Origin of the sequence: uncultured Bradyrhizobium sp. (assembly GCF_936928535.1) — a bacterium.
GTDB lineage: Bacteria > Pseudomonadota > Alphaproteobacteria > Rhizobiales > Xanthobacteraceae > Bradyrhizobium.
Map to the genome: position 1 here is coordinate 1 of NZ_CAKZHY010000092.1, position 12806 is coordinate 12806.

Consider the following 12806-nt stretch of genomic DNA (forward strand, 5'->3'; position numbering starts at 1 on the left):
CCGCAGCCCCGACGGCTGCTGCGCCTGTGGCCGCGACGCCCGGCGCCACCGCGACCGAGGCTGTCGTGGCCCCGGCGCCCGAGGCGGCACCGAAAGCCGGCATCGCGCCGGCCATGAAGGAATTGTCGCCCTGGGTGATGTTCATGTCGGCGGACATCATCGTGAAGGCGGTGATGATCGGGCTTGCCTTTGCCTCGCTCGTGACCTGGACGGTTTTCATCGCGAAGTCGATCGAGCTGTCGATTGCTTCTACCAAGCTTCGTTCTGCGCTGCGGAAGATTGCAGAGGCGCGCTCGCTTGCGGAAGCGCAGATGGCGCTCGGCACCAAGCAGGGCATCCTGCCGTCCTTCCTGGCGGCGGCGCTGCGTGAAGCGCGGATGTCGGCGGGCCTGTCCAGCGACAGCGGCATCAAGGAACGCGCAGCCTCGAGCTTTGCCGAGATCCTGCGCGCGGAAGCGCGACGCATCCGTATCGGCACCGGCCTTCTTGCGACCATCGGCTCGACATCGCCTTTCGTCGGTCTGTTCGGCACCGTCTGGGGCATCATGAACAGCTTCATCGGCATCTCGAAGTCGCAGACGACGAACCTCGCCGTGGTTGCCCCTGGCATTGCCGAGGCGCTGCTCGCGACGGCCATCGGCCTCGTCGCGGCCATACCTGCCGTCATCATCTACAATCACTTCTCGCGCGTGACGAAAAGTTATCTCGAGCTCGTCAGCCGCGCCTCCGGGGCGGCGGCGCGGCTGTTGTCGCGCGATCTCGACCGCAGCCATGGCAGCGCGCATTCGCGCGCGGCGGAGTAGGCCATGGCGGTCTCGCTCACCGACAACGATGACGACGACGATTTCGCCGAGACGCATGACATCAACGTCACGCCGTTCATCGACGTCATTCTCGTGCTGCTGATCATCTTCATGGTCGCAGCCCCGCTGTCGACCGTCGACCTGCCGATCGACCTGCCGACATCGAGCGCGACGCCGCAGAAGAAGCCGGACAAGCCGACCTATGTCAGCATCAAGCCCGATCTGACGCTCGCGATCGGCGAAAATCCGGTCAAGCGGACCGACCTCGTCAGCTCGCTCGACGCCGTCGCCGACATGAGCAAGGACAAATACGTGTTCCTGCGCGCCGACAAGGCGGTGCCTTACGGCGAGTTGATGGGGGTCATGGAAATCCTGCGATCCGGCGGCTATTCTCGGATCAAGCTGGTGGCGCTCGAGGCACCTCCTGCGGCGGCCGGGCCGGCGCAAGGGGCAGTCCAACCCTGATGGCGGCGCGATGACCGACCCTGTGTTCGAGGCAAAATCCTCGCGGCCGTTGTGGATCCTGGCCGCTGTTGTGGCGATCGGCCTGCATCTCGGCGGGGCCGCGCTGGCGCTCGCCAACCTGCGTGCCGACGACGCTGACGACGGCCTCGGCGCCAGCGGCGCGGAATACGCGGTCGAGCTGACCTCACCAAAACTCCCGGAGACAGATCTGCCTGCGGGACAGGATAGCGAAGCCTCGCAGTACCAGCCGCAGCAGATGCAGCAGCAGGCCGAGGTGAAAGAGACCGATCTGCCGAAGGATATACCGCAGGAAGCCGAGGACCCGGATCGCCTCGTCACCGAGAACGACTCCAAGAAGCCGGTCGAGGACACCACGAAGGTTGCGAAGGTCGAAACCCAGGCCGTCGAGGAGATGCCGAACTCTCAGGAATCGGCGAGGCAGACGCTGGACGAGAACTCCCGCGAGAACGAGAAGGCCACCGCCCCCAATCAGGGCATCGGCAAGGACATTCGCAAGCTGACCGCCGAATGGGGCAAGCGGATCAGTGCCTATTTCGAGATTCACAAGCGCTATCCCAAGGACAAGAGCAAAACGACGACGGTCAAGCTCAGCCTTGTCCTGAACCGGCGTGGCAACGTCGTGTCCGTCAATGTCGCGGAATCCTCAGGGGATCCGGCCTTCGACGATGCGGCCATATCGATGGTGCGTCGGTCGGATCCTGTGCCGGTTCCCCCGGCCGAGCTGACGGACGACCAGTTCGCCTTCAGCCTGCCGGTGAATTTCAAGAAGCCGTCGAAATAGCGCCCTGGCCGTCAGCGCCAGTAGAACTTGATTCCGACATAGACCACGACCAGGCACGCAAAGATCAACGCCACCGGGAGCGGGCGCTTGTGGGCTCCCCCGACTGTCGTCGCCCCGAAGAAGCTGGCCTTCTTCGGCTTGGGCGCGGGGCGCCGGAAAGCGGTAACATTGTCCGATACCGGTTCGGCCGGCCGGGTGCGGACATCAGGCGGGTTCCCGCCGCCGCCCATCTCAAGATAATAGGACTTATAGACCTCAGCGATGGCGGCCTCGGTCGCCTCGGCCTCGCTCATCCGGTCCAGCAGCTTCTTGTAGCCGTCGAGGAAGCCCTGTGCGTCCGGAGGCAGTGCCGACAACCCGTTCAGCTTGGCCATCATCTTCCAAGTGGCGAAATCGGCACGGGCACGGGTGTCCGCGCGTCGCGCGATCAGCATATCGGCAGCTTTGACCAAGTTGGCCTCTAGCCCTTCGGCTTTGTCTTCAGGAATGGCGAGTACGGCTTCAACTACGCATTGCCGGTAGCTAGGAGAACAGCTTGAATCACATAACCGGTCAACGTTCGCAGTATTGCTGAAATAACATCAAGATTTAGACCGAACTGGGAACCAGCCAGCGGCAGCAGGATCAGCAGCGCGATCAGGATCATCATGCCGAACGGCTCGAGCCGCGACAGGGGCAGGGCGAGCGCGCGGGGCAATAGCCCGACCGCGACCCGCCCGCCATCGAGCGGCGGGATCGGCATCATGTTGAAGACCGCCAGCACGGCGTTGATCAGCAGCGCATTCTTGAGATTGTCGAAGATCCATTGCGCCGAACTTGCGGGCGCCAAGGGCAAAGCGTGGAGAGCGAGGCCTGCCATCAGCGCCAGCAGGATGTTGGTGATGGGGCCGGCGAGCGCCACCCAGACCATGTCGAGCTTGGGATTGTTGAGATTGCGAAAATTCACCGGCACCGGCTTGGCATAGCCGAACAGGAATGGCGAATGCGCGAACAGCAGCATCGCCGGCAAAATGAGCGTGCCGAACGGGTCGATGTGCCTCAATGGATTGAAGCTGACGCGGCCGAGCTGCCAGGCGGTGTTATCGCCGAGACGGTGCGCAACGAAGCCGTGCGCGGCCTCGTGAAAGGTGATGGCGAGCACCAGCGGCAGCACCCACACCGAGAGATCATAGAAGGAAATGTTCACGTCGCATCTTGCCCGTTCGTGCCTGTCGCCCTGCAGACGACCAAACGGCGGTGCAGCAACGCTTCACGTCAACATAGGGTGGCCGGTTCCGAAATGCCACGCTGCAAATGATCGGCGAGCATCGCCGCCGCGCGCGACAGCTTTCGCGCGCAATGGAGGCGGATGTCCGCCGCGGGCAGCGGCGGCAGGCCGTCGCGCGGGCTGAGCGCGCGAAGACGGGGCGGCAGGGTGCCGGCCTTGACCACGGTGACCGCGAGGCCCTCCGCCGCGATCGATTCCACCGCTGCAAGCGTCCGGCTGACAAAGGCGAGCCGCCAGGGTCGGCCGGCGCGATCAAGCGCTTCCGCGGCCCATTGGCGGAACAGGCAGCCGGGCGGGTAGAGCGCAACGGGCAGGGGGTCTACCGCCATGGCGCGACCAGAGGCGGCGGCCGCCCAGACGGCTTGCTCGCGCCGCAACAGCTCACCGTCGCCGCGCCCTACCGGATGCATGGCGATGACGAGATCATAGGCCTCGCCGAGCCGGGCCGGCATGGTTGCGGTCAGCCCGGTCTCGACCTCGACCCTGACAGCTGGATGGTTCCTGGCAAAGCTCGCGAGCAAGGGCGGAACGAGGATCGTTCCGTAATCGTCCATCACGCCGAGACGGATGACAGCCTCCGGCTTGCGCGCTCGGAGAGTGCTGACTGCTTCCGCATGAAGGGCAAGGATGCGCTGCGCATAAGCGCGCAGCTCATCGCCCGTGGCGGTCGGCACGACGCCGGAGCGGTTGCGCTGAAGCAGTTTCATGCCGAGCCGCTCCTCGAGCCGCCTGACCTGCACGCTCACCGCCGACTGGGTCCGATTGAGGTGCTCCGCCGCGCGCGTAAACGAGCGATGCTCGGCGACGGCGAGAAACGTCTTCAGCAGATCTGGATCGAGGTCAGCCGCAGCCATAATGGAATGTTATCCCAGCATGACGGAAATTCCATTCCCTGTTTCGGCACGCCCCTTATGCTGAGGCCAAATGCTGTGACCAAGCGTTGGACGGAGGCATCGTGGACGAAATTCTTGGCGTTCTGGCCGCGGTGCTGTCGAGCGCGCTCGGCGGGACCTCGATCGGCGCCACGCGCTATCTCGTTGGCAGTATCGATCCGGTGGCGATCGGCTCATTTCGGTTCGGCATCGGGCTTCTGCTGTTGATGCCGCTGACCTTGCTGCGCGGCGACCGCTGGCCGGAGCGCGGTGACTGGGCGGCCACCGTGGGGCTCGGCCTGTTGTTTTTCGCGCTGTTTCCGATCTTGTTCAATGCATCGCTGATCTTCACGACGGCCGCGCGCGGTGCGCTCGCGCTATCGACGCTGCCGCTGCTCTCGCTGCTGATTGGCGCCGTGCTCGGCAGCGAAGCCCTGAGCTGGCGCAAATCGATCGGCGTCGTGGTGGCAACATCAGGCGTTGCCGTTGCGCTGCTCACCGATTTGCGCTCGGCGCCGTCAGGCGCCTGGCGCGGCGATCTTCTGATGATGGCGGCTGCGCTTTGCATGGCGCTGTATGGCATCTGGTCGAAGCCGGTGATCCGGCGCTCGAGCCCGATCGGGTTTACGACCATGAGCATGGCCGCGGGCGCCCTCTGCCTCATCCTATTCTCAGGTTTCCGAGGCAGTTTCGCGCCTGTCGCCAATTTCGGCGCGCCGCAATGGCTGGCTGCGCTCTATCTCGGTGCCTTCGGTGCGGCGCTGACCTTCTATCTCTGGGCCTTTGCGCTGGAGCGGACCACGCCGACACGCGTAGCGATCTCGGTCACTGTCAATCCGATCACGGCATCGCTGGTCGGCGCCTGGCTGCTCAACGAGCCTCTACGCTGGAATCTCGCGGCCGGCATCGTCGCGGTGTTTGCCGGGATCTGGCTGGCCACGACGAGCGGTCGGCGCGTGCAGGCCACAAGCGCTCCCGTTTCGAGCCAGCCCTGACCTCAGGCCGGGATCGTGCCCTGATATTGCGTCAGCCCGTCGTCGAGCTTCACCCAGGCGAGCTTTTCGGAGACCCAGATGTGCTCGGTCGGTGCGAAGGCATTGCGGTCGTCGAAGGTCGCAAGCGCGACGCCGGCCAACGTGCCGTTGCGCCGCCAGGAGAACAGCCGCGTGCCGCAGGTCTTGCAGAACACGCGATCGATCGCTTCCGACGACGCATAGCGGCCGGTGTCGCCCTCGACGGTCAACGCTTTCTGGTCGAACTGGGCACGCACGAAATAGGGCGAGCCCATCGCTTTCTGGCACATCCGGCAATGACAGATCCGCACGTTCAGCGGCTCGCCTTCCGCCTTGAACCGCACTGCGCCGCAGAGGCATCCACCTTCCCGGATCATGATTCAGGCCACCCGCCATTCGCCGACTTGCCGCGCCATGTTCCAGTTGAGCTCATCGAGGTCGCCATCCATGTTGGTGTTCGGCCGGCTTACATTGGTGAACGCGGCCCAGCAGAAGCCGCCATGGGTTCTGACAGCAATGGTGCTGGTGCCGGGCAGGCTGCCATTATGCCACCAATTGCCTGACTTGTTGATGCAAAAACCCTTGGCGTAATCAGGGCTGTAGCTCGGCGCCGTCGTCATGATGTCGATTGTGCGTGGCCGCAGGATGTTCGCCGGTCGGGCGTAGCCGTCGACATGCATCAGGAACTGCACGAGATCGGTCGGCGTCGCGATCCAGCCGCCATGGGAATCCATCCGGTGCACGTTCATGTCGTAGGGGCTTTCGACCTTGGAGTAATAGGCGACTTCGCTCGCCTGGCGCTGGTCGCGGGTGTTGCCGGCGAGCGTCATGTCGGTGATACCGCAGCGGCCCAGCACCTCGGCGCGGACATGCTCGGCATAGCGCTGGCCGGTGAACTTCTCGATGACCCGCCCCAGCACGCAATAGCCGAAATTCGAGTAGGCGTAGTGCTGGCCCGGCGGACGGTCCAGCGGCCGGTTGGCTAGCGTCCAGGTGATGAGCTGCGCGTGGTCCATGCGCGGATGCGTGAACATCGGATCCTTGGCGTCGTTGGTCCAGCCGCCGCCGGTGTGGGTCAGGAGATGTTCGAGCGTGATCTGGTCGATGCCGGGCGAGTAGGGCGGTGCGCCGTAATCCGTGCCGAGCAGCGCGCCGGACCCGAACACGCGGTCGCTGAGCTTGACGCGATTCTCCTCGATCAGCCGGAACAGCGTGACCGAGGTGATCATCTTGCTGACGCTGGCGATGCGAAACAGATGCTGCGGCGTCGCGGCTTCATTTTGCTCGCGATCGGCCACGCCGAAGGCGGCCTGATGCACGATAGCACCCGCATAGCCGATCGCAAATGAGAGCGCCGGCACGTCGTATTTGGTCATGAAGGCCTGCGCCAGCCGACCCATCGCCGCGCGTTCGGCCGGCGAGGGTGGGTGGATGCTCGGTGGATTGGGCGCGATCTGCGCCAGCGCACCGCGCGAAAGCAACGGCAGCGCGCCTGCGCCCGCTGCGAGCTTCACAAAATCCCGTCGCCCTAGCTGCATGGTCCGCCCCCCTCCGGCGGCCCATGCTCAGTAGGTCGCCCGGCCCCCGGAAATATCAAAGACTGCGCCGGTCGAGAAGGCACAATCCTGAGATGCAAGCCAGCTGACCATCGCGGCGAGCTCTTCCACCAGCACGAAGCGGGCTTTGGGGATTTTAGACAGCATGAAATCGATATGCTGCTGCGTCATCTGGTCGAAGATCGCGGTCTTTGCGGCCGCCGGCGTCACCGCATTCACAAGAATGTCATGCGCGGCGAGCTCCTTGCCGAGCGACTTCGTCAGCGCGATCAGGCCGGCCTTGGCAGCCGAGTAATGCGAGGCGTTCGGATTGCCTTCCTTGCCGGCGATCGAGGCGATGTTCACGATGCGCCCGTATTTCTGCTTGAGCATCACGGGCACGATGGCCTTGCAGACGATGAAGGGGCCGTCGAGGTTGATGCGCAGCACCTTGCGCCATTCCTCGAGATCGGTCTCCCAGACCGGCTTGTTGACGCCGGCGATGCCGGCATTGTTGACGAGGATGTCGATCCTGCCAAAGGCTTCCAGCGTCGCATCGCGCGCCTGCTCGACACCTGAAGTGTCGGTGACGTCGACCTTGAAGACGCGAACGTTGTCGCCGATGTCCCTGGCGGTCTTCTCGGCCAGGCCTGAGTCAAAGTCCCAGATCGCGACCTTGGCGCCGGAGGCGACGAAACGCTCGGTGATGGCGCGGCCAAAGCCCTGCGCGCCACCGGTGACGATTGCGACGCGATCGTTGAGATCAATCTTGTTCATCAGATGTGATGCCGGTGGAGGTCAGAGCATGTAGCCGCCGTCGACGACGAGGTCGACGCCGGTGGTGAAAGCGCTCTCGTCGCTGCCGAGATAGACCGCCATGTTGGCGATTTCGTCGGCGGTGCCGAGCCGGCCCATCTTCTGGCGGGAGATGAACATCTCCTTGCCCTGCGGCCCCTGGGCTGCGGCGCGGTCGAGCATCGAGGGGGTCTCGACGGTGCCGGGGCAGATCGAGTTGCAGCGGATGCCCTTGGTGATGAAGTCGAGCGCAACCGCGCGCGACAGCAGCGACACCGCCGCCTTCGACGAGCTATAGACGTAGCGGTTCGCCGGCGGACGCAGCGCCGCGCAGGACGAGATGTTGACGATGCTGCCGCCGCCGCCCGCGATCATGTCAGGCAGGAACGCCTTGATGGTCCGGTGCATCGACTTGACGTTGAGGTCGAACGAGAAGTCGAAATCCTCTTCCGAGCACTCCAGGATGGTGCCGTGGTGAACGAAGCCGGCCGCGTTGAGCAGGATATCGATCTTGCCGACACGCTTGGCGAAGGCGTTGACGTCGGCGGTGTTGCGGACGTCGAGTTTTGCCACTTCGGCGATGCCGCTCTTGGTCAGGTCAGCGATTCCAGCCTCATTGATGTCGGTGGCGATGACGGTTGCGCCTTCACGCGCGAATGCGAGAGCGCATGCGCGCCCGATGCCTGCCGCTGCAGCCGTGATGACGGCGCGCTTGCCCTTGAGGCGGTTGGCCATGTTGTTTTCTCCGTTATGTTTGTTCCAGTGCCAGCCCCACGTCATTGCGAGGAGCCCGCGACAAAATTGCAAGGCAATTTTGCGCTGGTGCGACGAAGCAATCCAGAGTCTTTCCGCAGAGGCAGACTGGATTGCTTCGCTTCGCTCGCAATGACGGTGTGGCTGTTGCTAGTGATTATCCCGCGGCACACCAAACGCCGCGGCGACGTTCTGGTAGCGCGTGGCGAGCTCCATGCAGGCGCCGGTCGCGTGCTGGCCGACGGTGTTGCGGTAGATCTCCTGCCACGGCGTCTGGTTCGGCGGATGCTTGAAGCCGCCGGCGGCCTTGAGCTCGGCGTGGCGCTTCTTCAGCTCCTCGTCCGAGATCAGGATGTTGGCGCTGCCCTTGTTGAGGTCGACGCGGACCCTGTCGCCGGTCTTCAGGATCGCCAGTCCGCCGTTGCCGGCGGCTTCCGGCGAGGCGTTCAGGATCGAGGGCGAGCCCGAGGTGCCGGACTGGCGGCCGTCGCCGATGCAGGGCAGGGACAGGATGCCGCGCTTGATCAGGGCGGTCGGGGGCTGCATGTTCACGACCTCGGCGCCGCCGGGATAGCCGATCGGGCCGGTGCCGCGGATGAACAGCACGCAGTGCTCATCGATGTCGAGCGAGGCATCGTCGATCCGCGCGTGATAATCCTCCGGACCCTCGAACACGATGGCGCGGCCTTCGAAGGCGTTCAGATCCTTCGGGTTGTTCAAGTAGCGATCGCGGAATTCCTTGGAGATCACACTGGTCTTCATGATCGCGGAATCGAACAGATTGCCCCGGAGCACCAGGAAGCCGGCATCCTTCACCAGCGGCTTGTCGTAGGTCCAGATCACGTCGTTGTCGGGGGCCGGCGCATCCTTGCAGTTCTCGCCGATGCCGCGGCCGTTGACAGTGACCGCGTCCTCATGGATGCGCTTGTGCTTCATGAGCTCGCGCACGACGGCAGGGACGCCACCAGCGCGATGGAATTCCTCGCCGAGATAGAATCCGGCTGGCTGCATGTTGACGAGCAGCGGCACGTCGTGGCCGAATTTCTGCCAATCGTCGATCGAGAGCTCGACGCCGATGTGGCGGGCCAGCGCATTGATGTGGATCGGCGCGTTGGTCGAGCCGCCAATCGCCGAATTGATGACGATGCAATTCTCGAACGCCTTGCGCGTCAGGATGTCCGACGGCTTGAGGTCTTCCCAGACCATCTCGACGATGCGCTTGCCGGTCTCATAGGCGATCTGGCCGCGCTCGCGATAGGGGGCGGGAATCGCCGCACAGCCCGGCAGCGAGAAGCCGAGCGCTTCGGCAAGCCCGTTCATCGTCGAGGCCGTGCCCATGGTGTTGCAATGGCCGACCGACGGCGCCGAGGACGCCACGATCTCCATGAATTCCTCATAGTCGATCTCACCGGCGGCAAGCCGCTCGCGCGACTTCCAGACGATGGTGCCGGACCCGGTGCGCTCGCCATTGTGCCAGCCGTTCAGCATCGGGCCGCCCGACAGCACGATAGCGGGCAGGTTGACGGTCGCAGCCGCCATCATGCAGGCGGGTGTGGTCTTGTCGCAGCCGGTGGTCAGCACCACGCCGTCGAGCGGATAGCCGTAGAGGACTTCGACCAGGCCAAGATAAGCGAGGTTGCGGTCGAGCGCCGCGGTCGGGCGCTTGCCGGTCTCCTGGATCGGGTGGGTCGGGAATTCCATCGCAATGCCGCCGGCCTCGCGGATGCCCTCGCGGACGCGGTGGGCCAGCTCGATATGGTGGCGGTTGCAGGGCGAGAGGTCGTTGCCGGTCTGGGCGATGCCGATGATCGGCTTGCCGGATTGCAGCTCGGCGCGGGTGAGGCCGAAATTCAGATAGCGCTCCATATAGAGCGCGGTCATGCCCGGATTATGCGGATTGTTGAACCAGTCCTGCGAGCGAAGATGACGGCGGGTGCCGTTGCCGGCGGGCGCGTGCCCATTGGTTGGCTTTTTTGTCATGGGGTTTCTCCTTCAATGCAAACGCACTTGTCGACATCCGGCTTGCCGACGTCCGGGATGTCGGTTGGTGCGCTGCCCGGCAGCGCGAGCATGTCGTGGCGGCCCGCCCGCTGGCGAACGTTCCTCAGGGTTGCGATCTTACTCACGGGTCGTTGGTAACGCTATCATTTTGTACGGCCGGCACCCATTCGCCTGCGCGGGGGCTCGCCATTGGCCGTTGCGCCTGCGAACTCTGCCGCTCGATGACCATGAAGCCGAGATCGAGCACAGGTTTTTCGGGACGCTTTCCCTCGATCGCCTCGATCAGCATCGCAGCAGCTGTGCTGCCCATCTCGTAACGGTTGGTCCGCACGCTTGTCAGCGTCGGCACCGCGGAGGCCATGAATTCGAGGTCGTTGAAGCCGACGATCGCGATCTGATCCGGGACCGGGATGTCGCGGCGGCGGCATTCGAAGAGAACGCCGAGCGCAAGGTCGTCATTGGCGCAGAACACCGCGTCGATGTCGCTCTCGCGTGCGACCAGATCGGCGAACAGCGCGCCACCAAGCGTGACCGAGGTCGGCGTCGCCGTCGTCACGATCAATCTTTGGTCGAACAGGCCGGCGTCCTTCATGGCTGCGACATAGCCGTCGAGGCGGCGCTGCACCCGGGGGTCCATGCGGGCGCCGACGAAGCCGATCCTGCGGCGGCCCTGCGCGAACAGATGGGCGATTGCCGCGCGCGCTGCATCATAGTGGGAAAAGCCGATCATCATGTCGACCGGATTGGGCCCGATCTCCATGATCTGCACGATCGGGCAGTCGGCAGCCTCCAGCATCGCGCGGGATTCGGTGGTCTGGTCGATGCCCGTGACGATCAGTCCCGCCGGCTTCTGCGCCAGAAACAGGCGCAGCAGCTTCTCCTCCTGGAGAATGGAGTAGCGCGTGTTGGACAGCTGGATCGAGTAGCGGCTGCCTTCGGAGGCGTCATAGATCCCGCGCAGCACGTCGGAAAACACGTTGTTGGTCAGTGACGGAATCAAGACACCGATCACTTCGGTGCGCTGCGAGGCCAGCGCGCGTGCCGCAAGATTGGGCACGTAGCCGAGCTCCCGAGCCGCGCTTTCGACCCGCGTCCGCTTGGCCACCGACAGCGCCTCAGGATTGCGGAAGAAGCGGGACGCGGTTATCGGGCTGACGCCGGCCAGCTCGGCGACTTCCGCTAACCGAATCTTGCCCGACTTGGTGCGCTTTCGACCCATTTGTTGCTCTTAACACAGCCGATCCCGCAAACAAAGGATCGTTGACAGCGCTACCAGCAGCGACTAACCAAAGACAAATTGCCAAACCCGCACAAACTGCTGACAATGTCGCCTGTTAAGAGGGCTTCGGGTCGGCGAAGTTCAGAAAAAACAAGACGGTGGCGGCGCGACAGGTGCGTCGTCTAAGTCGAAGGAGGGAGCTAGATGTCGTCTGTGCAAATCCGCGACGTGCGGAAATCGTTCGGCAATTTTGAAGTCCTGCACGGCGTCTCGATCCCGATCGAGGATGGCCAGTTCGTCGTCCTGGTCGGCCCCTCCGGCTGCGGCAAGTCGACGCTTCTGCGCATGCTGGCAGGCCTCGAGAACATCACATCGGGCACGATCTCGATCGGCGACCGCGTCGTCAACAATGTCCAGCCCAAGGAGCGGGACATTGCAATGGTGTTCCAGAATTACGCGCTCTATCCGCACATGACGGTCGGCGAAAACATGGGCTTCTCGCTGAAGCTGCGGAATGCCGGCTCGGACGAGATCAACAAGCGCGTCAAGCGCGCCGCCGAAATCCTCGCGCTGACGCCATTGCTCGAGCGCTATCCGCGCCAGCTCTCCGGGGGCCAGCGCCAGCGCGTCGCCATGGGCCGCGCCATCGTGCGCGATCCCCAGGTCTTCCTGTTCGACGAGCCGTTGTCGAACCTTGACGCCAAGCTGCGCGTCGCAATGCGCACCGAGATCAAGGAGTTGCACCAGCGGCTCAAGACCACGACCGTCTACGTCACCCACGACCAGATCGAGGCCATGACCATGGCCGACAAGATCGTCGTGATGCATGACGGCATCGTCGAGCAGATGGGCACACCGCTCGAGCTTTACGACAAGCCGGAAAACCAGTTCGTCGCCGGCTTCATTGGCTCACCGGCCATGAATTTCCTGAAGGGGCACATCCGCGTCAACGGCGTTGCGACCTTCGAGGGACCGAACGGCGTCAAGCTGCCGCTCAAGACCGCGCCGGCTGCCTCGGACGGCAAGCCCGTGGTTTACGGTGTCCGTCCCGAGCATTTCACGATTGCCGACGACGGCGCCGACGCTGAGATCGTCGTGGTCGAGCCGACCGGCTCGGAGACGCAGGTGTTTGCGAAGGTCGGTGGCGAGCAGGTCGTCGCGGTCTTCCGCGAGCGCCACCAGTTCAATCCGGGCGACAAGGTCAAGCTGAAGCCCGATCCAAACGTGGTTCACTTGTTTGACGAGGCGACGGGCAAACGCCTTTAGCGACTTCAGAACGAC

At 64.0% G+C, this 12806-nt stretch carries 14 protein-coding genes; 5 read left to right on the forward strand and 9 right to left on the reverse strand.

Going from position 1 to position 12806, the window contains the following annotated elements:
* The 3 genes from exbB to Q0687_RS14510 all read left to right on the forward strand — a co-directional run.
* On the forward strand, positions 1-803 hold an 803-nt coding region (gene exbB, locus Q0687_RS14500; protein ID WP_298877762.1), incomplete at its 5' end, for a tonB-system energizer ExbB.
* 3 nt (positions 804-806) lie between these two features.
* Positions 807-1268 (forward strand): TonB system transport protein ExbD, encoded by a 462-nt coding sequence (gene exbD / locus Q0687_RS14505; protein ID WP_298877764.1) that lies wholly within the window; start codon positions 807-809, stop codon positions 1266-1268.
* A gap of 10 nt (positions 1269-1278) precedes the next feature.
* Positions 1279-2070: a TonB family protein gene (locus Q0687_RS14510; protein ID WP_298877766.1), complete on the forward strand. Its 792-nt coding sequence runs from the start codon at positions 1279-1281 to the stop codon at positions 2068-2070.
* An 11-nt stretch (positions 2071-2081) separates the two neighbouring features.
* Here Q0687_RS14510 and Q0687_RS14515 read toward each other — a convergent pair whose 3' ends face one another.
* From Q0687_RS14515 to Q0687_RS14525, 3 genes are all read right to left on the reverse strand, one after another.
* Positions 2082-2504: a hypothetical protein gene (locus Q0687_RS14515; RefSeq protein WP_298878043.1), complete on the reverse strand. Its 423-nt coding sequence runs from the start codon at positions 2502-2504 to the stop codon at positions 2082-2084.
* Between the two features lie 71 nt (positions 2505-2575).
* The gene (locus Q0687_RS14520) at positions 2576-3256 is read right to left on the reverse strand and encodes a site-2 protease family protein (RefSeq protein WP_298877769.1); all 681 of its coding nucleotides are present in this window, start codon (positions 3254-3256) and stop codon (positions 2576-2578) included.
* Positions 3257-3324: 68 nt separating this feature from the next.
* Entirely contained in the window at positions 3325-4191 is an 867-nt protein-coding gene (locus Q0687_RS14525; RefSeq protein WP_298877771.1) for a LysR family transcriptional regulator, read from the reverse strand.
* A gap of 101 nt (positions 4192-4292) precedes the next feature.
* On the opposite strand from Q0687_RS14525, the gene Q0687_RS14530 reads away from it, so the two are divergent.
* A complete protein-coding gene (locus Q0687_RS14530) occupies positions 4293-5204 on the forward strand; it encodes a DMT family transporter (RefSeq protein ID WP_298877773.1) in 912 nt (303 codons plus the stop codon).
* A 2-nt stretch (positions 5205-5206) separates the two neighbouring features.
* Here the strand turns inward: Q0687_RS14530 and Q0687_RS14535 are convergent, their stop codons facing one another.
* From Q0687_RS14535 to Q0687_RS14560, 6 genes are all read right to left on the reverse strand, one after another.
* Positions 5207-5599, reverse strand: a complete 393-nt coding sequence (locus Q0687_RS14535) for a GFA family protein (protein WP_298877774.1) — start codon at positions 5597-5599, stop codon at positions 5207-5209.
* 3 nt (positions 5600-5602) lie between these two features.
* Positions 5603-6760, reverse strand: coding sequence for a serine hydrolase domain-containing protein (locus Q0687_RS14540; RefSeq protein ID WP_298877777.1), 1158 nt, complete (start codon positions 6758-6760; stop codon positions 5603-5605).
* 27 nt (positions 6761-6787) lie between these two features.
* On the reverse strand, positions 6788-7534 hold the full coding sequence (locus tag Q0687_RS14545) for an SDR family NAD(P)-dependent oxidoreductase (protein WP_298877779.1): 747 nt from the start codon (positions 7532-7534) through the stop codon (positions 6788-6790).
* Positions 7535-7555: 21 nt separating this feature from the next.
* Positions 7556-8287 carry an SDR family oxidoreductase gene (locus Q0687_RS14550; protein ID WP_298877781.1) on the reverse strand — a complete coding sequence of 244 codons (732 nt, stop codon included), beginning with the start codon at positions 8285-8287 and terminating at the stop codon, positions 7556-7558.
* Positions 8288-8455: 168 nt separating this feature from the next.
* On the reverse strand, positions 8456-10285 hold the full coding sequence (locus Q0687_RS14555; RefSeq protein WP_298877784.1) for an IlvD/Edd family dehydratase: 1830 nt from the start codon (positions 10283-10285) through the stop codon (positions 8456-8458).
* Positions 10286-10427: 142 nt separating this feature from the next.
* Entirely contained in the window at positions 10428-11525 is a 1098-nt protein-coding gene (locus Q0687_RS14560) for a LacI family DNA-binding transcriptional regulator (protein ID WP_298877786.1), read from the reverse strand.
* A gap of 204 nt (positions 11526-11729) precedes the next feature.
* Between Q0687_RS14560 and ugpC the strand changes: the two genes are divergently transcribed.
* Complete coding sequence (gene ugpC, locus Q0687_RS14565; RefSeq protein WP_298877788.1) at positions 11730-12791, forward strand: sn-glycerol-3-phosphate ABC transporter ATP-binding protein UgpC; 1062 nt, start codon at positions 11730-11732, stop codon at positions 12789-12791.
* The last annotated feature ends 15 nt before the right edge of the window (positions 12792-12806 follow it).